This window comes from Flavobacterium aquidurense (assembly GCF_031458035.1).
Classification (GTDB): Bacteria; Bacteroidota; Bacteroidia; order Flavobacteriales; family Flavobacteriaceae; genus Flavobacterium; species Flavobacterium aquidurense_C.
In genome coordinates, this window is the sequence record NZ_JAVDXR010000001.1 from 486499 (window position 1) to 511495 (window position 24997).

23 protein-coding genes and 2 tRNA genes are annotated in these 24997 nt (G+C 34.2%); 16 read left to right on the forward strand and 9 right to left on the reverse strand.

Going from position 1 to position 24997, the window contains the following annotated elements:
• Positions 1 to 101 precede the first annotated feature (101 nt).
• The 6 genes from J2X17_RS02025 to sufD all read left to right on the forward strand — a co-directional run bounded on the left by J2X17_RS02025 (position 102) and on the right by sufD (position 5072).
• Positions 102 to 431: a HesB/IscA family protein gene (locus tag J2X17_RS02025; protein ID WP_026982558.1), complete on the forward strand. Its 330-nt coding sequence runs from the start codon at positions 102 to 104 to the stop codon at positions 429 to 431.
• A 94-nt stretch (positions 432 to 525) separates the two neighbouring features.
• Positions 526 to 1974, forward strand: a complete 1449-nt coding sequence (gene sufB / locus J2X17_RS02030) for a Fe-S cluster assembly protein SufB (protein WP_194656275.1) — start codon at positions 526 to 528, stop codon at positions 1972 to 1974.
• A gap of 7 nt (positions 1975 to 1981) precedes the next feature.
• Positions 1982 to 2470, forward strand: a complete 489-nt coding sequence (locus J2X17_RS02035; RefSeq protein WP_310294193.1) for a flavodoxin family protein — start codon at positions 1982 to 1984, stop codon at positions 2468 to 2470.
• Positions 2471 to 2484: 14 nt separating this feature from the next.
• On the forward strand, positions 2485 to 3231 hold the full coding sequence (sufC, locus tag J2X17_RS02040) for a Fe-S cluster assembly ATPase SufC (protein WP_056189584.1): 747 nt from the start codon (positions 2485 to 2487) through the stop codon (positions 3229 to 3231).
• A 40-nt stretch (positions 3232 to 3271) separates the two neighbouring features.
• Entirely contained in the window at positions 3272 to 3640 is a 369-nt protein-coding gene (locus tag J2X17_RS02045) for a four helix bundle protein (RefSeq protein ID WP_310294196.1), read from the forward strand.
• 115 nt (positions 3641 to 3755) lie between these two features.
• Positions 3756 to 5072: a Fe-S cluster assembly protein SufD gene (gene sufD, locus J2X17_RS02050; RefSeq protein ID WP_133523559.1), complete on the forward strand. Its 1317-nt coding sequence runs from the start codon at positions 3756 to 3758 to the stop codon at positions 5070 to 5072.
• 152 nt (positions 5073 to 5224) lie between these two features.
• On the opposite strand, the gene J2X17_RS02055 is transcribed toward sufD, so the two are convergent.
• Positions 5225 to 6574, reverse strand: a complete 1350-nt coding sequence (locus J2X17_RS02055; RefSeq protein ID WP_310294198.1) for a serine hydrolase domain-containing protein — start codon at positions 6572 to 6574, stop codon at positions 5225 to 5227.
• Between the two features lie 221 nt (positions 6575 to 6795).
• On the opposite strand from J2X17_RS02055, the gene J2X17_RS02060 reads away from it, so the two are divergent.
• From J2X17_RS02060 to J2X17_RS02090, 7 genes are all read left to right on the forward strand, one after another.
• Entirely contained in the window at positions 6796 to 8010 is a 1215-nt protein-coding gene (locus J2X17_RS02060) for an aminotransferase class V-fold PLP-dependent enzyme (protein WP_310294200.1), read from the forward strand.
• Between the two features lie 10 nt (positions 8011 to 8020).
• Positions 8021 to 8446, forward strand: a complete 426-nt coding sequence (locus J2X17_RS02065) for a hypothetical protein (protein ID WP_310294202.1) — start codon at positions 8021 to 8023, stop codon at positions 8444 to 8446.
• Between the two features lie 2 nt (positions 8447 to 8448).
• Positions 8449 to 8871 carry a SufE family protein gene (locus J2X17_RS02070; protein WP_310294204.1) on the forward strand — a complete coding sequence of 141 codons (423 nt, stop codon included), beginning with the start codon at positions 8449 to 8451 and terminating at the stop codon, positions 8869 to 8871.
• A gap of 191 nt (positions 8872 to 9062) precedes the next feature.
• Positions 9063 to 9473, forward strand: coding sequence for a GxxExxY protein (locus tag J2X17_RS02075; RefSeq protein ID WP_310294206.1), 411 nt, complete (start codon positions 9063 to 9065; stop codon positions 9471 to 9473).
• Positions 9474 to 9614: 141 nt separating this feature from the next.
• Positions 9615 to 9938, forward strand: a complete 324-nt coding sequence (locus J2X17_RS02080) for an SUF system Fe-S cluster assembly protein (protein ID WP_041519984.1) — start codon at positions 9615 to 9617, stop codon at positions 9936 to 9938.
• A gap of 80 nt (positions 9939 to 10018) precedes the next feature.
• Entirely contained in the window at positions 10019 to 10528 is a 510-nt protein-coding gene (locus tag J2X17_RS02085; RefSeq protein WP_310294209.1) for a DUF2480 family protein, read from the forward strand.
• Positions 10529 to 10597: 69 nt separating this feature from the next.
• Positions 10598 to 11548 (forward strand): DUF3078 domain-containing protein, encoded by a 951-nt coding sequence (locus J2X17_RS02090; RefSeq protein ID WP_310294211.1) that lies wholly within the window; start codon positions 10598 to 10600, stop codon positions 11546 to 11548.
• A gap of 168 nt (positions 11549 to 11716) precedes the next feature.
• On the opposite strand, the gene hflX is transcribed toward J2X17_RS02090, so the two are convergent.
• The 7 genes from hflX to J2X17_RS02125 form a co-directional block, all read right to left on the reverse strand.
• Positions 11717 to 12946: a GTPase HflX gene (gene hflX / locus J2X17_RS02095; protein ID WP_310294214.1), complete on the reverse strand. Its 1230-nt coding sequence runs from the start codon at positions 12944 to 12946 to the stop codon at positions 11717 to 11719.
• Between the two features lie 180 nt (positions 12947 to 13126).
• Positions 13127 to 13993, reverse strand: a complete 867-nt coding sequence (locus J2X17_RS02100; protein WP_310294216.1) for a hypothetical protein — start codon at positions 13991 to 13993, stop codon at positions 13127 to 13129.
• A gap of 137 nt (positions 13994 to 14130) precedes the next feature.
• Positions 14131 to 15480: a DUF5689 domain-containing protein gene (locus J2X17_RS02105; protein WP_310294219.1), complete on the reverse strand. Its 1350-nt coding sequence runs from the start codon at positions 15478 to 15480 to the stop codon at positions 14131 to 14133.
• Between the two features lie 45 nt (positions 15481 to 15525).
• Positions 15526 to 18339 (reverse strand): TonB-dependent receptor, encoded by a 2814-nt coding sequence (locus tag J2X17_RS02110; protein WP_310294221.1) that lies wholly within the window; start codon positions 18337 to 18339, stop codon positions 15526 to 15528.
• A gap of 217 nt (positions 18340 to 18556) precedes the next feature.
• Positions 18557 to 19777 (reverse strand): MFS transporter, encoded by a 1221-nt coding sequence (locus J2X17_RS02115; protein ID WP_310294223.1) that lies wholly within the window; start codon positions 19775 to 19777, stop codon positions 18557 to 18559.
• A gap of 227 nt (positions 19778 to 20004) precedes the next feature.
• Positions 20005 to 21045 (reverse strand): Gfo/Idh/MocA family oxidoreductase, encoded by a 1041-nt coding sequence (locus tag J2X17_RS02120; protein WP_310294225.1) that lies wholly within the window; start codon positions 21043 to 21045, stop codon positions 20005 to 20007.
• A gap of 178 nt (positions 21046 to 21223) precedes the next feature.
• A complete protein-coding gene (locus J2X17_RS02125) occupies positions 21224 to 22294 on the reverse strand; it encodes an NADH:flavin oxidoreductase/NADH oxidase (RefSeq protein ID WP_310294227.1) in 1071 nt (356 codons plus the stop codon).
• A 202-nt stretch (positions 22295 to 22496) separates the two neighbouring features.
• On the opposite strand from J2X17_RS02125, the gene rseP reads away from it, so the two are divergent.
• The 3 genes from rseP to J2X17_RS02140 all read left to right on the forward strand — a co-directional run bounded on the left by rseP (position 22497) and on the right by J2X17_RS02140 (position 24109).
• Complete coding sequence (gene rseP, locus J2X17_RS02130) at positions 22497 to 23837, forward strand: RIP metalloprotease RseP (protein ID WP_310294230.1); 1341 nt, start codon at positions 22497 to 22499, stop codon at positions 23835 to 23837.
• 86 nt (positions 23838 to 23923) lie between these two features.
• Positions 23924 to 23997 (forward strand) — tRNA-Asn (locus J2X17_RS02135).
• A gap of 38 nt (positions 23998 to 24035) precedes the next feature.
• Positions 24036 to 24109 (forward strand) — tRNA-Asn (locus J2X17_RS02140).
• A 59-nt stretch (positions 24110 to 24168) separates the two neighbouring features.
• Here J2X17_RS02140 and J2X17_RS02145 read toward each other — a convergent pair.
• Entirely contained in the window at positions 24169 to 24849 is a 681-nt protein-coding gene (locus tag J2X17_RS02145; protein WP_310294232.1) for a tetratricopeptide repeat protein, read from the reverse strand.
• Positions 24850 to 24997 lie beyond the last annotated feature (148 nt).

A 24997-nucleotide genomic window follows, 5' to 3' on the forward strand; every position in this document is an offset into this window, starting at 1 on the left:
CATTTGAACATTGAAACACAGCACTTTAAAAATGTAATACTTTCATTACTATTTTATAATCTGAATTAAAAATGAAAGAAAAAAAACAAATACTATAAACAATGATAAAAGTTTCTGATACAGCCAAAAAGAAAATCATCGACCTGATGAGTGATGATGGTTTTGATGCCGCACATGACTACGTACGTGTAGGTGTGAAAAGTGGCGGATGCTCTGGTTTGTCATATGATTTAAAATTTGATAAAACCAAAGGCGAAGACGATAAAATATTTGTAGACAACGACATAACAATTGCAGTTGAAAAAAAATCATTTCTATATTTAGCTGGAACAATTCTGGAATTTTCTGGAGGTCTAAACGGAAAAGGATTTGTATTCAATAATCCAAATGCAAGCAGAACTTGTGGTTGCGGAGAATCATTTTCTCTTTAAAATAATTAAATGATTGCAAAATTTAAAGATTTAAAAATTACAGAAGTGGTTTTATTTAAATCCTTCAATTTTGAAATCTTTCAATAAAAAAACAATGAGCAAATACACAGAAGACGATTTAAAAATCGAACTCGAAACTAAAGAATACGAATACGGGTTTTACACCGATATCGAATCGGAGACGTTCCCTATTGGCTTAAACGAAGATATCGTAAGAGCTATTTCTCTTAAAAAAGAAGAGCCGGAATGGATGACCGAATGGCGCATTGAGGCTTTTCGTGCCTGGAAGGAAATGATCGAGCCGGAATGGGCAAACGTTCATTACCAAAAACCAGATTTCCAAGCCATTTCTTATTATTCAGCTCCAAAACAAGTAGATCCAACTAAAACTTTGGACGATGTTGATCCGGAACTTTTAGAAATGTACAAAAAGTTAGGAATCTCTGTCGATGAACAAAAAATGATGAACAATGTCGCTATGGATATTGTGGTCGATTCTGTTTCTGTAGCTACTACTTTCAAGAAAACATTAGGAGAAAAAGGAATTATTTTCTGCCCGATTTCTGAAGCTATTAAAGAGCATCCGGAATTAGTGAAAAAATATTTAGGAACTGTTGTACCTCAAAAAGACAACTTCTACGCAGCATTAAACTCAGCAGTTTTCTCTGACGGAAGTTTCTGTTATATTCCAAAAGGTGTTCGTTGTCCAATGGAACTTTCAACGTATTTCAGAATCAATCAGGCAGGAACAGGACAATTCGAAAGAACACTTGTTATTGCTGATGCAGGAAGTTACGTATCCTACCTTGAAGGCTGTACAGCTCCAAGTCGTGACGAAAATCAATTGCACGCTGCGGTGGTTGAATTAATCGCTTTGGATGATGCAGAAATTAAATATTCTACCGTTCAAAACTGGTTTCCTGGAAACAAAGAAGGAAAAGGTGGAGTTTACAACTTTGTAACCAAAAGAGGTTTATGCGAAACAAACGCTAAAATTTCATGGACACAAGTTGAAACAGGTTCTGCTGTAACCTGGAAATATCCTTCTTGTGTATTAAAAGGAGATAATTCGGTAGGAGAATTTTATTCTATTGCCGTTACCAATAATTACCAACAAGCAGATACCGGAACTAAAATGATCCATTTAGGTAAAAACACTAAATCGACTATTATTTCTAAAGGTATTTCGGCTGGTAAATCGCAAAACAGTTACCGTGGATTAGTGCAAATTAGCCCTAGAGCTGAGAATGCAAGAAACTTTTCACAATGCGATTCTCTTTTAATGGGTAACAATTGCGGAGCTCATACTTTCCCTTATATCGAAAGTAAAAATCCATCGGCTAAAATCGAGCACGAAGCAACTACAAGTAAAATTGGAGAAGATCAGGTTTTTTATTGCAACCAAAGAGGTATCCCGACTGAAAAAGCGATTGCCTTAATTGTAAATGGTTTCAGTAAAGATGTATTGAACAAATTACCAATGGAATTTGCTGTTGAAGCTCAAAAATTATTAGAGATTTCTTTAGAAGGATCTGTAGGTTAATTACAAAATGGAAGGTAAAAAAGTAATCATTTTAGGTTCATCACGAAAAAACGGAAACACAACAAAAATTGTAGACGAGATTTCTAAAGAAACCGGAATAGATGTAATTAATTTGAGTGATTATAATATTTCGTATTATGATTATGAAAGCAAAAACAGAGAAGATGATTTTCTTCCCTTAATAAGAAGAATACTTGAACAGTACGACACTTTAATTTTTGCAACGCCCATATATTGGTATAATATGAGTGGGATTATGAAGGTTTTCTTTGATCGTTTTTCGGATTTAATCCGAATTGAAAAAGAAACCGGACGAAAGCTTAGAGGAAAGAAAATTGGTGTGATATCAAATTCACACGACAACGAAATTGAAGAGAGTTTTTACATTCCGTTCAAAAAATCTGCCGATTATTTAGGCATGGAATATTTAGGACACGCGCATTTTAATGCCAACATCCTAAACCAAACAACAAAAATAGAATTGACATTTATATAAAAATAAAAAAAACAATGTTATCAATAAAAAACCTTCACGCCGGAATTGGTGATAAAGAAATCCTTAAAGGAATTAATATAGAAGTTAAAGCTGGCGAAGTACACGCTATCATGGGACCAAACGGTTCTGGAAAAAGTACACTTTCTGCTGTTATCGCAGGAAACGAAAACTACGAAGTTACTGACGGACAAGTTTTCCTTGATGGAGAAGATCTTGCTGATCTGGCTCCTGAAGAAAGAGCACACAAAGGAGTTTTCCTTTCGTTTCAATATCCTGTAGAAATTCCTGGAGTTAGCGTAACTAACTTTATGAAAACTGCCATCAATGAAACTCGTAAAGCAAACGGTCAGGAAGAAATGCCGGCTAACGAAATGCTAAAAGTAATTCGTGAGAAATCTGAATTATTAGAAATCGATCGTAAATTTTTATCTCGTTCTTTAAACGAAGGTTTTTCAGGAGGAGAGAAAAAAAGAAACGAGATTTTTCAAATGGCAATGTTAGAACCAAAATTGGCCATCCTTGACGAAACCGATTCTGGTCTTGATATCGATGCTTTAAGAATTGTGGCTAACGGAGTTAACAAATTGAAAAGCGAGAAAAACGCAATTATCGTGATCACACACTACCAACGTTTGTTAGATTATATCGTTCCGGATTTTGTTCACGTTCTTTACAACGGAAGGATTGTAAAATCAGGAGGAAAAGAATTGGCTTACGAATTGGAAGAAAAAGGATACGACTGGATTAAAGCGGAGAACTAGTCAGTCTGAAAGTCTAAAGTCATAAAGTCAAAAGTAAAGCATGAGTAAATTTAAATCTTTTGAAGAAATAAATTCCTGGCAGAAATCTAGAATCTTCAATAAGAAAATATATCTGGCAACCGAAAATTCTAATTTTAAAAAAGACTTTGATTTCGTTAGACAAATAAGACGCGCATCACTTTCTATATCATCAAATATTGCAGAAGGCTTTGAAAGAAATACAGATAAAGAGTTTGTTTATTTTTTATATGTAGCCAAAGCATCTGCAGGAGAAGTTAGATCTCAATTATATTTAGCTTTTGATTTAGAATATATTATAAAAGAAGAATTTGAAATGCTTTTAGATTCGGTAACTGAAATATCGAAATTATTAAGCGGTTTCATTAAATATTTGAGTCAAAAGTCATAAAGTCACAAGTCATAAAGTATTTACTTTGGCTTTAATTTTTGAAATTTGACAAAAGTAGTCGGTAATCCTGAGTCTTTCGACTTTCGACTTTCGACTTTAAGACTAAAAAAGAACAATGGATTTAAAAGAAAAATTAGTATCGTCTTTTATGGCTTTTGAAGAGCGTGTCGATGTACATTCAGATTTGCATGACATTCGCACAAATGCCTTAAAAAACTTCGAAAATAAAGGTTTCCCAACCAAAAAAGAAGAAGCCTGGAAATATACATCGCTAAATGCCATCTTAAAAAATGACTTTACCGTTTTTCCAAAGCAGGAGAATGCAATCGAATTTAACCACGTAAAAAAATACTTTTTACACGAAATTGACACTTATAAATTGGTGTTTATCGATGGGGTTTTCAGCTCGCATTTGTCTTCTACAACACATGACGGAATCGATGTTTGCTTAATGTCTTCGGCATTGACCAAACCAAAATATAAAATGGTTATCGATAAATACTTCAACCAAATTGCAAGCAAAGACGAAAGTTTGACTTCGTTGAATACTGCCTTTGCAAGTGAAGGAGCTTTTATCAATATTCCGCAAAAGAAAGTGGCTGACAAACCTATTGAGATCATGTATTTCTCAACAGGAAACGAATCTGCTTTATTAGTTCAGCCAAGAAATTTGATTATTGTAGGTGAAAATTCACATGTTCAAATTATCGAGCGTCACCAAAGTTTGAATGAAAATCCGGTTCTAACCAATTCGGTTACTGAGATTTTTGCTCAAAAACGTGCGATTGTAGATCACTACAAAATTCAAAATGACAATCTTGAAGCGAATTTAATTGATAATACGTATGTTTCACAACAACAAGAAAGTCATGTTTATGTACATACTTTTTCTTTTGGAGGAAATCTAACGCGTAACAATTTGAACTTTTACCATTTTGGGGAAAGATTGACAAGTACGCTAAACGGAATCACAATCATTGGCGAAAAACAACACGTTGATCATTATACTTTGGTAAACCACGCAACACCAAATTGCGAAAGTTTCCAGGATTATAAAGGAATTTTCTCTGATCGTTCGACCGGAGTTTTCAACGGAAAAGTTTTGGTAGAAAAAGAAGCTCAAAAAACAAATGCTTTCCAAAAAAGCAACAACATTTTATTGAGTGACAAAGCAACTATCAATGCAAAACCACAATTAGAAATTTTTGCTGATGACGTAAAATGTTCTCACGGTTGTACTGTCGGACAATTAGACGAAACTGCAATGTTCTACATGCAATCACGTGGTATTCCTAAAAAAGAAGCTAAAGCTTTATTGATGTACGCATTCTCAAATGCCGTTATCGAAAGCATCAAAATACCGGAATTAAAACAACGAATTACTAAAATCATTGCCATGAAATTGGGCGTGAATTTAGGATTTGATTTGTAGAAAATTTTATTCTTTAAAAAATAAAAACCGATAAGTTATTAAAGCTTATCGGTTTTTTTATGCTTTCCTGCAAGGTTTCCAAAACCTTGTAGGTATCGAAACGCAAACATAATACCTACAAGGTTTTGGAAACCTTGCAGGAATAAAACAATCTACTTCTTCACACTATCAATTATCCCCTTCAAAAACCCATTAAAATCAAATCCAGGCTCTTCTTCCTTCACTCCCATTCTCACTATTACCATATCTAAAGATGGGATAATCGCCACCATTTGTCCTTGGTAACCACTGCAATAAAACATATCACGAGGCACATCCGGGAATTTTCCTCCGGCGTTTAACCAAAACTGCGCTCCATATTTCCCTTCAGAAGTATTTGTTGGTGTTGCAGTATATTTCACCCAGCTTTCATCTAAGATTTGTTCTCCGTTCCAGTTTCCTTTATGCAGGTATAACAATCCAAATTTTGACCAGTCTCTTGGTGTTGCCCATCCGTATGATGAACCTACAAAAGTTCCGGACATATCTTGTTCCACAATCATCGAATTCATTCCGATTTTGTCAATTAAAGCGCCGTACCAAAAATCAAGATATTCTTGTTGTGTTTTAAACTGGCTTCTTAAAATTCGGGATAATAAATTAGTTGTTCCTGAAGAGTAATTCCAATGTGTGTTAGGTTTAAATTGTGCTGGTTTATCCAATTGCACTTTCCCCATATCTTCGGCCTGAAAAAGCATCTTTGTCGCATCGCAAATTTTGGTATAATTCTCTTCCCATTCCAAACCGGAATTCATATGAAGTAAATCGTTAATCGTGATAATCTTGCGATCATCTTTTTGCCATTCTGCAATTGGAGCGGCTTTATAAATATCAATTTTTCCTTGTTTGGCTAAAACTCCAAAAGCCGAACTTGTAATGCTTTTTGTCATCGACCAACCTAAAATTTTACTGTCTTTATTAAAACCGGTATCGTATTTTTCTGCTATCAATTTATCTTTATATATAACTACAACGGCACGTGTTCTCTTTGCTTTTCCTCCATTTTTATCGAAAGAATTATCAACGGCACTTTTCAATTTTGCATAATCAATATTAGAAAACAATGTATCTTTTGGCGCATTATTCCCGTAAGGAAAAGGAAGATTGTTAACTAATTTTGTTCTTTTTGGAAGCAAATATGGTTTCGAAACATCAAAATCATCATCAATCAAAGTTGCGCCTAAACCTTCTCTGTAAATCGCTTTTCTTTCTTTTAAACCATAAACCGAAGCCGTTGCAAACTTACCAGACTCATCAATGGAATTTTTAGCCAAATCAATCATATTGATATCATTGTCCGTTTTCTGAATCAGGTCCAAAGATCGATTATCCATAAAATGACCAGAAGCCACACTTTTGGCTGAGAAACCGGAAATCAAGTCCAACTTCGGATAAGTGGTGAATCCGAAATACAAAAAGGCAAGAACCAAAACAAGCGCAAGTACTTTGAGAAATTTTTTCATAATGACGTTAGCTATTTTTAATGCAATATAATTAATTTATGATCACGATATTATGATCGAATTTAGATTTCCATTTCATATAATTTATAAAATCAAATCTAATTTTACGGAATCGACATTTAAACCTCTCGCTGATGGCGTCATAAAAGGAAATTATAGTTTTGATGAAGAAACCAATTTAGTTTTAGTACTTTTGTAGATAGAATTTTTCTAAATAAGACATGCTAGATATCCAAAAAATAAGAGCTGAATTTCCAATACTTTCACAAAAAGTAAACGGAAAACCATTGGTATATTTCGATAACGGAGCGACTTCGCAAAAGCCACAAATTGTGATCGATGCTGAAGTGAAATATTATCAGGAAATAAACGCCAATATTCATAGAGGTGTTCACACTTTAAGTCAATTAGCTACTGATGCTTACGAAATTTCTCGTGGCAAAGTACAGCAACATATTAATGCAAAATTTGCTCACGAAGTACTTTTTACTTCAGGAACAACACACGGAATTAATTTAGTTACAAACGGTTTTGCATCTATTTTAAAACCGGGCGACGAAGTAATTGTTTCTTCTTTAGAGCATCATAGTAATATTGTGCCGTGGCAAATGTTATGCGAAAAAACCGGAGCAACTTTAAAGGTAATTCCGATGAACGAAGATGGCGAATTGATTCTGGAAGCTTTTGATGCTTTGTTATCAGAAAAAACCAAAGTCGTTACCGTAAATCATATTTCGAACGCATTGGGAATCATCAATCCGATAAAATATATTATTGATAAAGCACACGCTGTTGGAGCTGCAGTTTTAATTGATGGCGCACAGGCTGTTCCGCATTTAAAACCAGACGTTCAGGAGTTAAATTGTGATTTCTACGCTTTTTCCGGACATAAAATGTGCGGTCCAACCGGAACCGGAATTCTATACGGAAAAGAAGCATGGCTAAATAAACTTCCTCCTTATCAGGGTGGTGGAGAGATGATCAAAGAAGTGACGTTCGAGAAAACAACTTATGCTGATCTTCCTCACAAATTTGAAGCCGGAACGCCTAATATCGCAGGCGGAATTGTTTTGGGAACTGCTATTGATTATTTGAACAATATAGGTTTTGACAATATTCAACAATATGAACACGAATTATTAGATCACGCTACAAAACGTTTACTAGAAATTGAAGGTTTACGAATTTACGGAACCGGAAAAAATAAAGCTTCTGTGGTTTCGTTTAATATTGATGGAATTCATCCTTACGACGTTGGCTCAATTATCGACAAATTAGGAATTGCCGTTCGTACCGGACACCATTGTGCTCAACCCATTATGAACTTCTTTTGCATTCCTGGAACCATTCGTGCTTCTTTTTCTTTTTATAATACGAAAGAAGAAATTGATGCCATGGTTGAAGCAGTGAAAAAAGCAAAAACCATGTTAAGCTAAAAAATATTTTATGAAAATAGTATCTTTATTATTACTAGTTATTTGTATCGGAACAGGCTGTTCAAGCCAAAAAAAAACTGATATGACAGGAACTCAGATTGAATACACTGCCATGTCTAGAGGTCTCTACAAAAGAATTGTTGTTCAGGATCAAAAAGTTTCAGTAACCAACGGAAGAGATACAGAAGCAATTGTAAGTGAAATAGATAATGCAAAGTGGAATAAAATTGTATCCGAATTTGAAAAAATAAATTTAGATAGTCTTTCTGCTTTAAAAGCACCAACCGAAAAACGTTTTTATGATGGTGCCGCAATTGGAAATTTAAAAATAATTCAGAATCCAAAAACGTACGAAACAGCAGGTTTCGACAATGGTTTTCCTCCAAAGGAAATCGAAAAATTAGTAAATTTGCTGACGGATTTTGCTAAAGAATAATTATGACAATAAAAGAAATACAAAACGAGATAATAGACGAATTCTCAATGTTTGACGACTGGATGCAACGTTACGAATACATCATCGAATTAGGAAAAAGTCTTCCGTTAATCAAAGAAGAATACAAAACCGACGAGAATTTAATCAAAGGTTGTCAATCAAAAGTTTGGCTGCAAGGTGAACAACAAGACGACAAAATTGTCTTTACTGCGGATAGTGATGCGATTTTAACCAAGGGAATAATCGCAATTTTAATCCGTGCATTCTCCAATCAAAAAGCAGAAGATATCATAAATGCCGATACTCTATTTATTGACGAAATTGGATTGAAAGAACATTTATCGGCAACACGCGCAAACGGTTTGGTTTCGATGATTAAAAATATCAAAATGTACGCTTTGGCTTTTAATGCTAAAAATAATTAGATGCTAATTTTGAACCATATAAGTTCATGTTAGAAATATAAGCGTTGCGTTTACTAAGCGTTTTAAGTTAAAATATAAGAAGAATTAAAACTAAACTTTTAAATGAACTTATATTACTTATATGGTCGAAAAAACACCAAAAGTAAGTTTTATCTTTCTTTTTTATTTCTTATTATTGCTGAAAAATAGTAATGATAACGAAGAAATATTTGAAAGATTTAATTTATCAAGTTAATGGAGCAGCAATTGAGGTTCATAAAAATATTGGAGCAGGACTTTTAGAAAATATCTATCATCAATGCATGATCAAAGAATTATCTTTAAGAGGAATAAATTTTCAATCTGAGTTAGTGATTCCTGTTGAATACAAAGGCTTAGAATTAGAATCAGATTTGAGATGTGATTTATTCATCGAAAAATGTTTAGTTGTGGAATTAAAAGCAGTAGATCAAATTATACCTGTTCATATTGCTAAATTAATGTCTTATATGAAACTTTTAAAATGCCCACTAGGATTAATGATAAACTTTAACGTTACAAACATTTATCACGAAGGCCAAAAAACATACGTCAACGAATTATATCGCTGGCTCGAAGATTAGAAATTAAATTTAAACCATATAAGTATTATAAGAGATTATTAGCCTTTTGCTTAAATGATCTAAAAAAATTATAAAGTTAGAGAAACAACGCAACGTTTTAAATGAACTTATATCACTTATATGGTGAAAAAAAACAAAAAAATGGAACAAGAAATTGACACAAACGAATTAGGAGAATCAATCGTAAAAGTTTTAAAAGGCATTTACGATCCGGAGATTCCTGTAGATATTTATGAGTTAGGATTGATTTACGATGTAATGGTAAACACAGATTACGAAGTAAAAATCTTAATGACATTAACCTCTCCAAACTGCCCGGTAGCGGAGAGTTTACCAAGAGAAGTAGAAGAAAAAGTAAAAACTATCGAACATATTAAAGATGTAGATGTTGAGATTACTTTCGATCCGCCTTGGACTAAAGATTTAATGAGCGAAGAAGCAAAATTAGAATTAGGAATGCTTTAAATTAGTCATAAAGTCAAAAGTCATAAAGTCCCAAAGAAAAGACATTATGACTTTCGACATTCGACTTTAAGACTTCAACAATGGAAGAAATCATCAATAAAGTTGCCAATAGCGCACTCGAAGTATTTGACCTTGAGGATTATTATCCAAAAGGAATGCGTGTGCAAATTGACATCTCACAATGGCTTTTAGAAGGGTTTTTATTGAAAGAAAAAGACTTTAGAGAGCATCTAAAAAACCATGACTGGTCACAATATCAAGATCAATACGTAGCTGTACATTGCAGTACTGACGCTATCGTTCCGGCTTGGGCTTTAATTTTGGTGAGTGTTCATTTGGCACCTTTTGCCAAAAAAATTGTCAACGGAACTATCGAAGATTTAGATGGAAGTTTATACGAAGAAATCTTAAAAAACATTGATTATTCAGCCTACAAAAACAAACCTGTAATCGTAAAAGGCTGTTCTAAAAAACCGGTCCCAATGCGTGCATACATTTTAGCTACAACGTACTTACAGCCATTTGCAAGAAGTATTATGTACGGAGAAGCCTGTTCTGCAGTACCTTTATATAAAGAAAATAAGAAATAACTTTCTTTTAAATCCCGAACCTTTTAGCGGTTTTTAGTATATTTGTTAATACACTTAAACTAAACAACCATGAGGAAGCTAACGTTATTAATCTTCATTTTAGCGAACTTTACTTTTGTTCAAGCTCAAAATACAGAGAAAGAGTTAATTCAGAATACCGAAAAAGCGGTAACAAAAATAAACGATACTATCGAGGGCGAAGGTTGGAAAAAAAAAGGAACGGTATCTCTTTTATTAAATCAATCAAGTTTTAATAACTGGATTGCCGGAGGTGAAGATAGTTTCTCAGGAACTTTAGGAATCAATTATGATTTCAACTACAAAAAAGGCGACCTTACTTGGGACAACAAAATCTTAGCGTATTACGGACTTTTACAAACTAAAAATGCTGACTTCTCGAAAAAAACAGATGACCGTTTAGAATTCAATTCCATCGTTGGAAAAAAAGCTTTTGGGCAATGGTATTACTCTTATTTCCTGAATTTTAGAACTCAATTTTCAACTGGTTATATTTACGGTCAGGACGCTAACGGAAAAGAAATCAGAACTGAACGTACCAAATTTATGTCTCCGGGGTATCTAACAACTGGTCCTGGTATTTATTGGACAAAAGATGCTAATCTAAAAATAAACTTTGCTCCTTTGACTTCAAAATTTACTTTTGTAGACAATGCTTATACAACGGGAATCGATCAAGCCACTGGCTTACCGTATGTAGATGGAGATTATTTTGGTGTTGACGAAGGCAAAACTATGCGTTACGAATTAGGTTTTTATGCTTCAGTCTATTACAGATTGGCCATTATGACCAACGTAACTGCCGAAAACACACTGAATCTATATTCCAATTATTTAGAAGATCCTCAAAATGTTGATATCGACTACTCGCTAAACATCGTTATGAAAGTCAATAAATTTTTATCGGCTAATTTATCATTTCAGGCCATTTATGACGACAATGCCTATCAAGGACTTCAAACCAGAGAAGTATTTGGTTTAGGGCTTAATTTCGGATTCTAATCTGGAAAACCTTATAATATTTTACCACAAAGAGCGCAAAGATTTTTTGCAGACTTAACTTTATAAACGCAAAGTTCGCAAACCCTGATGTAGAATTAGCTTTGCGAACTTTGCGTTTTATAATACTTTAGGGTAAAAGTATTTGCGCTCTTTGCGGTTAAAAAAATCTTATTCTTCTTCTTTTTCGATTGCATCTTTATAATCCGGATACAAAAACTTATTATACGGGAATCTGGTAATATGAATCTGACGAACTGCTTCGTAAACCCTTTCTCTAAATTCCTCAAAATTTTCTTTATTCGTAGCCGAAATAAACAATGCATTATCTTCACCTAAACGATGCATCCAGGTTGTTTTCCACTCTTCAAGCGTATAATGTCTTGGCGTTTTTTCGGTCATCAAATCATCTTCATCAATCGTCAAATGTTTGTAGGCATCAATTTTATTAAAAACCATGATAACCGGTTTTTCATGCGCTTTAATATCCTGTAAAGTTTGATTTACAGATTCGATATGATCTTCAAAATCAGGATGCGAAATATCTACAATGTGTAATAACAAATCGGCTTCGCGAACCTCATCAAGCGTACTTTTAAAAGAATCTACCAATTGAGTTGGCAATTTTCTAATAAAACCTACGGTATCAGAAAGCAAAAAAGGAAGGTTTTTAATTACCACTTTTCGAACCGTTGTATCTAAAGTTGCGAATAATTTATTCTCAACAAAAACATCACTTTTACCAACTGCATTCATCAAAGTCGATTTTCCAACATTGGTATAGCCCACCAAAGCCACACGAACCATTGCGCCGCGATTGCTTCGTTGAACTCCCATTTGCTTATCGATTGTTTTGATTTTATCTTTCAATAACGAGATTCTGTCACGTACAATACGTCTGTCCGTTTCAATCTCCGTTTCTCCGGGACCACGCATACCAATACCCCCTTTTTGACGCTCAAGGTGTGTCCATAAACCAGAAAGTCTTGGCAATAAATAGATGCATTGCGCCAATTCAACCTGCGTTCTTGCATAAGAACTTTCAGCTCTTTGTGCAAAAATATCCAGAATCAAATTGGTTCTGTCCAGGATTTTACAATCTATAATTTTCGAGATGTTTTTTTGCTGTGAAGGCGACAATTCATCATCAAAAATTAAAGTCGATATATCGTTTTCTTTTACAAAAAGATTGATTTCTTCAATTTTTCCCGTACCCATAAAAGTCTTCGGATTCGGGCGTTCCATTTTTTGCGAAAAACGCTTAATAACTTCACCGCCAGCAGTAAACGTCAAAAACTCTAATTCGTCAAGATATTCGTTTAGTTTCTCTTCACTTTGGTTTTGAGTCACAATACCAACAATGGCAGTTCTTTCAAAATTTATAACTTCTTTATCTAACATAGCTTTGAATAAGTTGCAAATTTAATGATTTGTGAGCTACTAACGCTTATAGAATTTTGTTTTTAAGTTCTATTTAAGAAATTCTCATTATCTCATAAAAAAACCATTTAGAAATCGAATTTAATTTCTAAATGGTCTACTATGTTTTTTGTTACAGGGTCAACAATCAACAAAAAAACTTTATTCGTAAATAAAAGTTTTTTCTGTTTTCACGATTCCGTTTTCCTCAAGTTGAGAACATGAAATCGGGAAATTTAGTTTGTTGTATTTGTATTTTCTCGTCACACCCACATATACAGTAGAAGACGGAATAAAATTCAATTCGTTGTTATACGATATTGCTTCAAAACTAAATTCATCTTCGTGATAAGAGATCAAAGGAACGATTACCTTGTAATTATCCCCAAACAAATTTTGAACGATTAATGATTCTACCGATTTTTTGTCATCAAAAGTATAGGTTTTAGAGATTTTATCGCCCACTAATCCTTTATGTTTGATCACATTATCATTTGTATAAACATATTCTATTTTACCAATAATCTGTTTATTTCTATCGCGCATTGTACGTCTTGCAATTAGGCCATTTTCAGTAACATATTCAATATCCTCATAAGGACTCAAATGACTGTTACTCTTTTTCGTAATCGCTTTTATTCTTGCGCCTTCATACGTAAACGATACTGTTTTCGTAACATATTCATTTCCTTCCTGATATTTTTTAGTGAATTTGGTAATGTTCAAATCCGCATCGTAAACATAATTCGCCACTTCTTTCCAGTCGCTTCCAACTTTTTCTTTCACGGTCATATCCAATAATCCGCTTTTATTATAGAAAAATTTCTGAATAACATCCGAAGTAGTGATCGATTGTATTTTTCCGTCGTGAAACAACACGGTTTTGTTTACAATTTCACCATCTTTAAAATTCTGATAGTTTGTTTTTACAATGTTAATTTGTTTTAATCTTACGGGTGCAGTATCATCCTGGCTATGCACTAAGCATGGAAAAACCATCATCATAATGGCAATAAAGTAGGTTTTCATGTGGTATTTGTATTGATTTGGGAAGACCAAAATACAAAATTCCTTTAAATTTTAACAATTTGAAGTTCAAAAACTATGCATTATTACATTATCATCTAAAAATGAATGGTTTAATTTTAGTTTTAAAAAATTGAAACTTATTTTTCTCCAAAAATTTTAATGTCATCCACCATAAAAGCACCGTTAAGTGTTTTATCTTTTCCTGAGCCAATATATTTAAATGCTATAAAAATATTTCCTGAGTAGGCCGACAAATCAACTCCGCCAGAACTTATAAATTCTCGAGAAGGAGTTGCCAGAGAAGGAAATTTTGCCGTTAATTTTGTCCATTTTGCTTTAGTCACATTAGAACCGTCAAAATTTGTTGACACATAAATTTCTAGCGCATTTAATGGAGAATCAACTTTTAAATCGTGTTGGGCACTTCTAAAAGATAACACAGCATTTTTATAATCAGCCATATTAATTTTAGGCGAAACCAGCCAGGCGATATTTTCTGCAGCAGTTGTACTTGTTGTATTAAATTCGGCATAACCATTGCCTCCATAGACCATGCTTTTCCATAATTTAGTGGCTTTTTCAACAATATTACTCCATCCAGGAAGCATAAAATTGACATTGTTTTTTACTGATTGAAAATCTTCTGCAAAAAACGGCACATTTCTTTTTCTATCAAGCACAACATCTTTTTCTGACCTTACCATCATTTGGTAATCAGATCCAAATTTTGTTATTATTCCTCTTATTGTGCCACTTCCTTCAGGCACAGGCTGATTTGCGAAAGCGGCATAACTACTAGTTCTAAAAATAATCTGATTACCTGTTTTATCACGAAGACTCCAATTCGTTGAGCCTCCGACATTATTTGTTTCTTCAAAATAATGACGGCCTAAGGCAGATTCTGTAAATTCAACATCCTTAAGCGCTATCAAGGTATTTAATTTACTATCATCTAATGCCTCTTCTATAGAAAATGACTTGACCAATTGTTTTTCGTCAATTACAGTGCAGGAAGCACTCAAAACATTTTTGTAATCATTTTGAGAAATTCTGCCTATTGTTGGTTCACCGGCATTACTTACATACAAACTTCCAATTCGCATTCCACCATAAAACAAATCGGTAAATTGGTTTTTAAGTTTTATATAAACTTTATTTCCAACGCGATAATCTATATAGGTATTAGAAGCATCAATAGGCACACTGAAACCTGTAGCCGGATTGTCTTCCGATGGCAAAGTCTGAAATGTAATAGTCTTAAAAAAATTACCATCTTCATCACTCGATATTACATAGGCCTCGATAATATCGTCATAAACATACTGTTTAGCAACATTCCCTGACAGTTCATGAATTTTTTCGACGGTTTTATTCGTTACTAAATTAGGTTGCGAACATTCTAATTCAGGAAGTGCAACTTCGTTATTACAGCTACAAAAAGTCAAAAATGTTAGTGATAAAAATGAACTCAAAAATCTATTTTTCATGTTTTTTGATGTTTTTTTTTTAAAAGAATTTAAATCGGTTCAATTTTATAATCCGATTGTAAGATTTACAAAATAAGTCCTCCCGTATCCGTAATAATATTTTGGTCCAAATGAAGGTGTTCCGCTGGATAAATCCTGATTAAGTGACCTATAATTAGCATTTCGTGCCTGCTCAAATCCGCCAGTTTTGTAAACCTTATCCAGCACATTATTTACACTTGCAAAAAGCCCGATATATTTACCATAAATGCGCCATGATTTACCACCGCTAATATTCAACAACATAAGAGGATCAAATTTTTCCTGTTTCAGCAATTCGGCTCCACGCTCACGTGTTGCTTCCGGAAAAGTAAAACCATTATCGGGGTTAATATAAAATTGTGACGTTCGCGCAATAGGTGAAACATCAATGTAATTTCCTGCCAGATAATTGATATTTGAAGCCAGCCACCAAAACTTAGGATCTCGATATTCTAATCCCAGAGAATAAGCTTGCTGTGGCGTTCCAGCTTGTTTATAGTTTTTAAGAAGCGCTTTGCCAAAATTAAAATTAGCCTGAGTTCCTTTTGCAATATTTGCATCGTTGGTTATGGAAACATTGGGATTACTATCGTATTTATAGTTACCATAAGCTGCGGCCATTGTAGTTTTGAATGTCGATGAAAGTTGATATTCAAAACTTAATTCTGCTCCAATATTCTTCTTGTTTAAATGTGTCAAAGTTTGGCTCACAAAAGCATCCGTCGCATCATAACCCGCACCATTATCAAAGATTCCTTCGGCGTAAAAAAAAGATGTTTTTGTACTGTTTTTAATCAACGTATAATATCCGGTCAGCCTCATTTTAAGTTTAGGTGAATGATAAACGTAATTTACTTCGGCACTGCTGAGATTCTCACTTTCTAATCCGTCAACAATTGAATTATTTAAACGGGAATTAGAAAAAACATTCCGAAGTGACGGTGCTCTGGTTAAATGTGAACCATTAAAGAACAAAGATTGCCTGCCTGAAATTTTATAAGCGAAACCTCCTTTGAAACCAAAATTCTCAAAATTTAGTTTTTCACTTTTACCCAAAGAAGTGTTTGCATAAAGTCCATTTTGATATAATCCTTCTCTTTGATAATCTGAGATTGAGAAAGTTTGCGACAGATAAAAATCCGTTTTTTTATAGGAGAACCGAAACTGAGTAAAGGCATCAATTGTATTGGCTAAAAAATTATAATTGTATCCATAAACATCCCCTTCTTTCACTTTTCGATTTGGTTTTTGCAAATCCGATTGAGATTGATCACCTTTATAAAATGCATCAATATCTTCGAAATATTCTCCTGCGAGCAAATCTAAAAGACACTGAAAATTATGCGATTTAAGGTTTCGAAAAGTCAGACCTCCATCAAAAAAAATATTGGTTGTTAGCTGCGCATTCAGGTTTGTATTTACTGCAAAAGTTTTATCATCCATTCGATCTTCATATAAAACATACCTACTTTGCGCCGGCTCTGAATTTGTAATTGATTTCTGATTTGCTTTGTACAATGACTTCCAATCTATTTGAAGATTTTCCAGAAATGAGACTTTACTTTTTTCGGCATTTTCATAATCCGGAGTAAATTCCCCCGAAAATTCTCCTTGATCTTTTGCGTAAAGCGAGCTGAAATAACTCGGTAATTTCCGGTAATAAGTTGGATCCGGACTGTTGGCTTTTTGATAATCGATATTACTATTCCCTACTTTTCCAAATTGATACATGACGCTTGAATTCAGATTGGCAGTTTCATTTATTTTAAAATAATGATTAAACATCAACAATGGTTCTTCGACATTTTTAACCCTTGCATTTCGCTTTTCTCCATTTTGCCAACCCCAATACGGATTGTACTTTTCACTCGTTAATTGCGTAACTTCAGCTGTGTTTGCTGCATTTTTCCCTCGTGAATTTGGCGTATAAAATCCCGTAAAATTAATAGCATTTTTGTCGTTTAATTTCTTCTCAATACTAGCAAAAAAAGATTCAGCTTTGAAATTCGTCCCTTCAAAATATCCTTCTTCTGACCAGCGTTTTCCTGCTGAAATAACATACGCCCAACCCGATTTGTTACTACCAGAAGCATACGATCCAACGACGCGCCAATTATAATTTGTGTTACTTCCTGAAAAAGTTAATTGAGTACCTTTTCTGTAGATAGATGCCCGTGTTGAAATTTGTTGTGTTCCTAAAATGCCTCCAAAAGTATAATTTGAAATTGCTGCTCCAACCGAAAATTCCTGATTTCGGAGGACATTATTCAAACCTCCCCAATTATTCCACTGTGGCCTTCCATCATAAATTTTATTCATTAGCATGCCGTTGAGCATCATCGTCCCGTTTTCACTGTCAAGGCCACGAATTCGAAATCGGGCCTGACCCCAATTAAAAGCCGAAGCCTGCATGAAAGCATCTTTTGAAGATTGTAATAGACCTGAAGTTGTTTCGGAAGAACTATTGTCATCGGATAAATCAGTTTCTAATAAGGTAATTAAAGTTCCCGGAATCTCATCAGAAAAATTATCTTCCAATTGTAATATTCCGAGATTAACTTTAAATCCAAAATTCGATTCTAATTTTAATAACAAATCTTTATAGCCGTGACTATGAAGCAAAAGCAATTGCTCTTCTTTTATTGTCGAGTGCAGTTCAAATCTTCCGCTTTTTGAAGTGAGTTGTGTTATTGAAGAATTCTGAATAGAGACCACTACGTTCTCTATAGGATTTTGCGTTTTGGCATCAATTACGATTCCAAAGAAGATGGTTTCCTCCTGTGCGAAGGCATGAATAAAAGGCAATAAAATAAAAAAGACCAAGTACTTTTTTCTCATCAAAAATTCCAATTTACTTTGAAAATAACTTTAGGATATTAATCCTATTCAAAAGATAAAATTGGTTTTTGGAAGATTCCCGCTTTTTATTATAAGCTGAAATTCAAATGTAGATAAAACATTTAATAAAATAAATAAATTCCTACTAATGTTTTGGTTGAAATTTGAAATTAATTAAGTAGATTTGCCATTTTTTATTTTTTTTAAGCACTACGTTTTAAACTGTCGTTCTAATTTTAGAGACCATAAAAGCAATCAGAACACCAAATATTCCGATAAAAGCAAAAGAAAATTGAAGTCCGAAATTTTCAGCAATGTGTCCAATTACTGGCGGTCCCATTAAAAACCCAAGAAAACTTACACTCGATACAATCGTCAACGCTTCTCCCGGAGGAACTGTTGGATTTTTTCCTGCCATACTGTAAACTGTTGGAACGATTGTCGCAACTCCCAAACCAACGGCCATAAAAGCAATTGTACACGGAATAATATAAGGAAGAAAAACAGCCGTAAAAAGTCCGGCCGAAATCATAACTCCACTGATTTGCATAACGCGTTCACGACCAAATTTATTAATTAGTCCATCTCCTAAAAATCTTCCGCTGGCCATCATAATCATAAATGAGGTGTACCCTAAAATCACCAAAGGTCCTGGCGCTTTTACGATATCTTTAAAATAAACACCGCTCCAGTCAAACATTACGCCTTCACTCGCCATACTGCAAAAACCAATTACTCCAAGCCAAATTAAAGCACTGTCTGGTTTTACAAATAATTTTTTCTTTTCGGAGGATTTATGCTGCATTTTTTCTTTGGCTTTGACCAAAAATTTAAAATTAAAAACAATCATAAGTAGTACCACAGCCCCAACAATTAAGAAATGATAAAACGGTGTGAGATTTAATGCTAACATTCCTAAACCAACTAAAGCTCCTGTGAATCCAGCGAAACTCCACATTCCGTGAAATGATGACATTATTGTTTTTTTGAAAAGTACTTCGGTATAAACGCCTTGTGTGTTTACGGCAATGTTAGCTAAATTTCCAAATAGACCAAACATAAATAAACCAAGCGATAATTGTAATGCCGTCGTTGCCAAACCTAAATTGGCAAGGCATAAAACGTACATTACAAGAGAGAAAATTAATATGCGGTGACTGCCAAATTTGGTGACCATTTTTCCTGAAAAAGGCATAATGACCAATTGCCCCATTGGCAGGGCAAAAAGTATCGAACCCAAATCGCCTTCTGTCAAATGCAAAGCAGTTTTGATATCTGGAATTCGACTCGCCCAGGTTGCAAAACTTAAACCCATTCCGAAATAAAACATTCCAACTGCAAAACGAATTCGGTTTAAATAAGAAGCTTTTGCTTCTCTATAGACTTTCTTGATTTTTCCTTTGGTTTGAAAAAGTGATAATGGATTGAAGTTTATCAAAATGATGGATTTTTGGATTGGTAGTATAAAAATACAAAAAATGTACTTTACACACTAGCGAAGACTAGCAGTTCCTCAATTTATAACGTTATATGTTTATAATTTTTTTTAAGAATCAAAGGTTCTGATGAACAAAGGGACAAAGGTTCTCTATCTATACACAAAAAAAAGACGCACTGCTGTGCGTCTCTACGATATTATAAATGTGAAAATCCAAAAAAAATAATTTACAAATCAATTGCTTTTCGTTGCACGTTACTTGCGATCGCGGCTTCAATAATCTGCATTACTTTTACGCCGTCTTGTGCGGTAACGGGTTCTGGTTTGTTGTTTGCAATAGATTCATAAACACCATCAAAAAAGGAGAAATAGTTTCCTTGTAATGTTGGTATTTTTTCTCTGATTACCTCACCATTGATTTCCGTATGTAGAAGTCCCTGCAATGTTTCAGATTCGGTTCCCCAAGTATCCAGATTCGGTTTTTTACCAATTTTCAATTCATCTTCCTGGACATCACCACGAGGTTTTAAGAAAGATCCTTTTTTACCGTGAATGGTGTAAGCCGGATTAGCTTCTCTCACAAAAAAACCTGCTTTCAAACGCACTCTGAAATCATCATAAATCAATAACAAATCGATCCAGTCATCTACTAAAGAGTTTTCTCTGGTATAACGAATATCTCCAAAAACCGACTTTGGCGAACCAAACAGGGAAACCGCCTGATCTATTAAATGCGGCCCTAAATCTTTCAGGATTCCGGCACCATCATTTACGGTTTCTTTATGTGCTTTTGGGCTTAATAATGGGTTGTATCTGTCAAAATGAAATTCGGCTTCGACCAAATCTCCTAAAACTCCTTCCTTAATTATCTTCTGAATCGTTTTAAAATCACTGTCCCATCTTCTGTTTTGGAAAACGGCTAATTTTAATCCGCTTTCTTTGGCGATTTTAGCTAATTCTTCGGCCTCAGCCACCGTGGTAGTAAAGGCTTTTTCAACAACGGCATGTTTCCCGGCCAAAAGCACTTTTTTAGCGTATTCATAATGTGTTCCAACCGGTGTATTTACGATAACCAAATCGACATCATCTGCTAATAACTCATCGATTGATGCATAACTTTTAACGTACGGATAATCTTCCTGAATCAATTTTTTGCTTCTTTCCCAGGAACCTAATAATTCAAATCCGGGATGAATATCTAAAAATGGAGCGTGAAAAACTTTTCCCGACATTCCGTATGATAATAGTGCTGTTTTTATTTTTTGCATTGTTTATGGTATTTGTTTTTTGCCACAGATTCTATTGATTAAAATGATTTTTTTGCCACGAATTCCACTAATTTTCGCTAATTTTAATTCCGTTTGAACTCAATTTAATTCGTGAAATTCGTGGCAATTTTTTTTTTAAAATCTTTTTAATCTGTGAAATCTGTGGCTAAATAAATTTTTAATTTTTAGCGCGTTCGTATTGTTTTGGCCATTGAATATCTTCATTTAAATCTTTAGCAAAATCTAACGGCAAGTTTGGATTTCTAAGCGATTCTCTGGCGAATAAAACCAAATCAGCCTGATTGTTTTTTAGAATATCCTCCGCTTGTACGGCGTGTGTAATTAAACCAACAGCTCCGGTTAAAATATTGGCTTCTTTTTTAATTTTTTCTGCGAATGGAACCTGATAATTTGGATGTAACGGAATTTGCTGATATGAAACCAATCCGCCTGAAGAAACATCAATTAAATCAACTCCTTTTTCTTTTAATATTGCCGAAAGCTGTACAGATTCTTCGGGATTCCATCCACCTTCTGCCCAGTCTGTTGCAGAAATTCGGACGAATAAAGGCAAATTCGAAGGCCATTCTGACTGAACCGCTTCTACAATTTCTAAAGTCAATCGGATTCTGTTTTCGAAACTTCCTCCGTATACATCGGTTCTGTTATTTGTTAAAGGAGAAAGAAACTGATGCAACAAATAACCATGAGCACCATGAATTTCTAAAACCTGATAACCTGCTTCAGCGGCTCTTTTAGTTGCCGATTTAAAATCAGAAACTACTTTTTGGATTCCGTTTTTATCTAAAGCTGTGGGAAGAAAAGGTTCATCATCATGATACGGAATCGCACTTGAAGAAACCGTTTGCCATCCGCCCTGACCTAAATCTAACTTTTTATTGCCTTCCCAAGGAGCAGAAACACTTGCTTTTCGGCCTGCATGCGCCAATTGAATTCCGGGAATTGAATTTTGTGAAACGATAAATTCGTTAATACTTTTCAATTTCTGAATGTGTTCATCTTTCCAAATTCCTAAATCGGAAGGAGAAATTCTGGCTTCCGGAGAAACTGCTGTTGCTTCCTGAATAATCAATCCTACACCTCCGCTGGCACGGCTTCCTAAATGAACCAGATGCCAATCGTTTGCAAATCCGTCAATTGCCGAATATTGACACATGGGAGAAATTACGATTCTGTTTTTTAAAGTGATTTTTTTTATGGTAAGTGGAGAAAATAATAATGAAGCCATATTTATGTAACTTTTAATGGTTTTTAGCTACCAATTAAGTACGATAGCGTATAAAAAAGTAAAGTTACAGCATCTTGTTAAATCTAGAAATCTAAATGTTTATTAATTAACAAACATTTAAAACCTTATGTATTATATTGCACTATCAAATTAAAATAGAAACGTTACTTTTGTGCGTTAAATTACGAACTAAAAATACAAAATGGATATAGTTATCAAACTCTCTCAATTTCTATTGAGTTTATCTTTACTTATTATTCTTCACGAATTAGGACATTTTATTCCTGCTAAATTATTTAAAACCAGAGTCGAAAAATTTTACTTGTTTTTTGATGTTAAATATTCACTGTTAAAAAAGAAAATTGGCGAAACAGAATACGGAATTGGTTGGTTACCACTTGGAGGTTATGTGAAAATTTCCGGGATGATCGACGAAAGTATGGACAAAGAACAAATGGCACTTCCGCCTCAACCGTGGGAATTCCGTTCTAAACCAGCCTGGCAACGTTTGATTATTATGTTGGGTGGTGTTACGGTAAACTTTATATTGGCTTTTATTATCTATATCGGAATGGCTTTTGCTTACGGTGAGACATATGTAGCAAATTCTGATTTAAAAGATGGCGTATGGATAACGAATCCTGCAATTGAGAATATAGGAATTCTAACAGGCGATAAAATAATCTCTATCGACGGTCAGAAAATCGAGAATTTTGACGATGACACCAATATGAAAGTGATCATGGCTAAAGAAGTTGTGATTGAAAGAAACGGAAAGCAGCAAACTATCAAAATACCAACAGATTTCGTTGATAAGCTATCAAAACATGAAAAAGGGTTATTGATCAGTCCTAGAATGCCTTTTGTTGTTGGAGGTCTGGACGAAAGTTCTAAAAATACTTCTCTGAAACCAAAAGATTTATTTGTGACATTAAATGGTCAGGAAGCAAAATATTATGATCAGGTAAAAAGGATATTAGATGCTAACAAAGGAAAAACCATTCCTGCAGTTGTTTTGCGTGATTTAAAACAAACTACAATTAGTGTTACAGTTTCTAAGGCAGGAAAACTTGGAGTTATTCCTGGTAGTTTAGATATAAAATCATTAGAAAAATTAGGCTACTATAAAATCAGTACTAAAGAATATAGTTTTGCTGAATCTATTCCGGTTGGACTTACAAAAGGAAAAAACCAATTAGTAGGTTACGGAAAACAATTGAAAATGATTTTTAATCCGGAAACAAAAGCGTACAAACAAGTAGGTGGTTTTGCAGCGATTTTTAACATTTTTCCGAGTTCTTGGAGCTGGGAAACGTTCTGGTCCATCACGGCTTTATTGTCAATTATGCTTGGAGTAATGAATTTATTGCCAATTCCGGCGCTTGATGGTGGTCATGTGATGTTTTTATTATACGAAATAATTAGTGGTAAAAAACCAAGCGATAAATTCCTTGAAAACGCCCAAATGGTTGGTTTCGTTCTACTTATAGCACTGCTTTTATTTGCTAACGGAAACGATATTTACAAGGCGATTGTCAAGTAGAAAAAATAATTAATAAAAAGAGTTAAAATATTTTTGGTAAATTAAAAAATCAACTATATTTGCACTCGCTAAAAAGAGCAACAACTTCCTCCTTAGCTCAGTTGGTTAGAGCATCTGACTGTTAATCAGAGGGTCCTTGGTTCGAGCCCAAGAGGGGGAGCAACTTTTTTTAGCAAACATATTTACCTTTAAGGTGATTCCTCCTTAGCTCAGTTGGTTAGAGCATCTGACTGTTAATCAGAGGGTCCTTGGTTCGAGCCCAAGAGGGGGAGCTTAAAAAAAGACTATCATTTTCATGATAGTCTTTTTTTTGCTTATAGAATACGTGGAACTACTCTTTCGCAATTTTATCTGCATTTTTACTTTCAAATACTATCATCATTTCAGCGGCCTTTTCTTTTTGGCCGGTTTCTTTTAATGCTTGAGCATATCTATAGTAATAGGAAGCTTCTAAATCTGGAGACATGTCAACCAACTGTGCGTAATATTTTGCCGCATCAGCCATTTCACCATCAAAATAGTGTTTATCTGCCACCTTTTTAAGCATTTCAGGTGAAGTATAACCTTTGTCTACAACCTTCATATAAGTGTCCGTAAGATAAACTGTGAGATATTTTGGTTCTTGTGTCGGAGCAATTACCTCAACTTTAACCGGATCAATAGTTGCCGCTCCTTCTTTTATCGTTTGAGACGACATCGCAATTTGCTGTGTTGGCTTAACTTTTACTTTTCTATATTTTGGAGTTACAGTTCTGGTATTGTTTGGCCCAAGATCATACGTGCTCACCATATCTAATTTTGAAACTTCATATTTAGTAACCCTTCTTCCAAAGGTCATATTAATTGTTTCTTCAACGTAATAAGATTCTATGACAAGATCACTATCCGAATTGGTGTCAGTAGCCGACAATTGTGCATTTGCTATTGCTTTATTGACAGGAGTGGCTCGCTGTGCAAAACAGCTAAAAGAAAAAACACATGCAATTATTATAAAAGATGCGTAAGTTTTCATGATGTGTAGATTAAATATTGTTTAAAGTTAGTTATACTTCCTTTTTTTATTTTATTATTCCTATAAACAACCTTAAAAAACGTTAAAGTGCTGTTTTTTAATCATAAACAAACATTAAACTGCTCGAAAAATGTAAATTTGAAGTGAT

Bases quoted from the DNA above. Each gene is read 5' to 3' on its own strand.
- J2X17_RS02075 (WP_310294206.1), top strand. From the start codon at position 9,063: ATGATAACGAAGAAATATTTGAAAGATTTAATTTATCAAGTTAATGGA.
- J2X17_RS02045 (WP_310294196.1), top strand. From the start codon at position 3,272: ATGAGTAAATTTAAATCTTTTGAAGAAATAAATTCCTGGCAGAAATCT.
- J2X17_RS02035 (WP_310294193.1), top strand. From the start codon at position 1,982: ATGGAAGGTAAAAAAGTAATCATTTTAGGTTCATCACGAAAAAACGGA.
- J2X17_RS02100 (WP_310294216.1), bottom strand. From the start codon at position 13,993: ATGAAAACCTACTTTATTGCCATTATGATGATGGTTTTTCCATGCTTA.
- sufD (WP_133523559.1), top strand. From the start codon at position 3,756: ATGGATTTAAAAGAAAAATTAGTATCGTCTTTTATGGCTTTTGAAGAG.
- hflX (WP_310294214.1), bottom strand. From the start codon at position 12,946: ATGTTAGATAAAGAAGTTATAAATTTTGAAAGAACTGCCATTGTTGGT.
- J2X17_RS02145 (WP_310294232.1), bottom strand. From the start codon at position 24,849: ATGAAAACTTACGCATCTTTTATAATAATTGCATGTGTTTTTTCTTTT.
- J2X17_RS02085 (WP_310294209.1), top strand. From the start codon at position 10,019: ATGGAAGAAATCATCAATAAAGTTGCCAATAGCGCACTCGAAGTATTT.
- J2X17_RS02025 (WP_026982558.1), top strand. From the start codon at position 102: ATGATAAAAGTTTCTGATACAGCCAAAAAGAAAATCATCGACCTGATG.
- sufC (WP_056189584.1), top strand. From the start codon at position 2,485: ATGTTATCAATAAAAAACCTTCACGCCGGAATTGGTGATAAAGAAATC.
- J2X17_RS02090 (WP_310294211.1), top strand. From the start codon at position 10,598: ATGAGGAAGCTAACGTTATTAATCTTCATTTTAGCGAACTTTACTTTT.
- J2X17_RS02055 (WP_310294198.1), bottom strand. From the start codon at position 6,574: ATGAAAAAATTTCTCAAAGTACTTGCGCTTGTTTTGGTTCTTGCCTTT.
- J2X17_RS02105 (WP_310294219.1), bottom strand. From the start codon at position 15,480: ATGAAAAATAGATTTTTGAGTTCATTTTTATCACTAACATTTTTGACT.
- J2X17_RS02065 (WP_310294202.1), top strand. From the start codon at position 8,021: ATGAAAATAGTATCTTTATTATTACTAGTTATTTGTATCGGAACAGGC.
- sufB (WP_194656275.1), top strand. From the start codon at position 526: ATGAGCAAATACACAGAAGACGATTTAAAAATCGAACTCGAAACTAAA.
- J2X17_RS02110 (WP_310294221.1), bottom strand. From the start codon at position 18,339: ATGAGAAAAAAGTACTTGGTCTTTTTTATTTTATTGCCTTTTATTCAT.
- rseP (WP_310294230.1), top strand. From the start codon at position 22,497: ATGGATATAGTTATCAAACTCTCTCAATTTCTATTGAGTTTATCTTTA.
- J2X17_RS02120 (WP_310294225.1), bottom strand. From the start codon at position 21,045: ATGCAAAAAATAAAAACAGCACTATTATCATACGGAATGTCGGGAAAA.
- J2X17_RS02070 (WP_310294204.1), top strand. From the start codon at position 8,449: ATGACAATAAAAGAAATACAAAACGAGATAATAGACGAATTCTCAATG.
- J2X17_RS02125 (WP_310294227.1), bottom strand. From the start codon at position 22,294: ATGGCTTCATTATTATTTTCTCCACTTACCATAAAAAAAATCACTTTA.
- J2X17_RS02080 (WP_041519984.1), top strand. From the start codon at position 9,615: ATGGAACAAGAAATTGACACAAACGAATTAGGAGAATCAATCGTAAAA.
- J2X17_RS02060 (WP_310294200.1), top strand. From the start codon at position 6,796: ATGCTAGATATCCAAAAAATAAGAGCTGAATTTCCAATACTTTCACAA.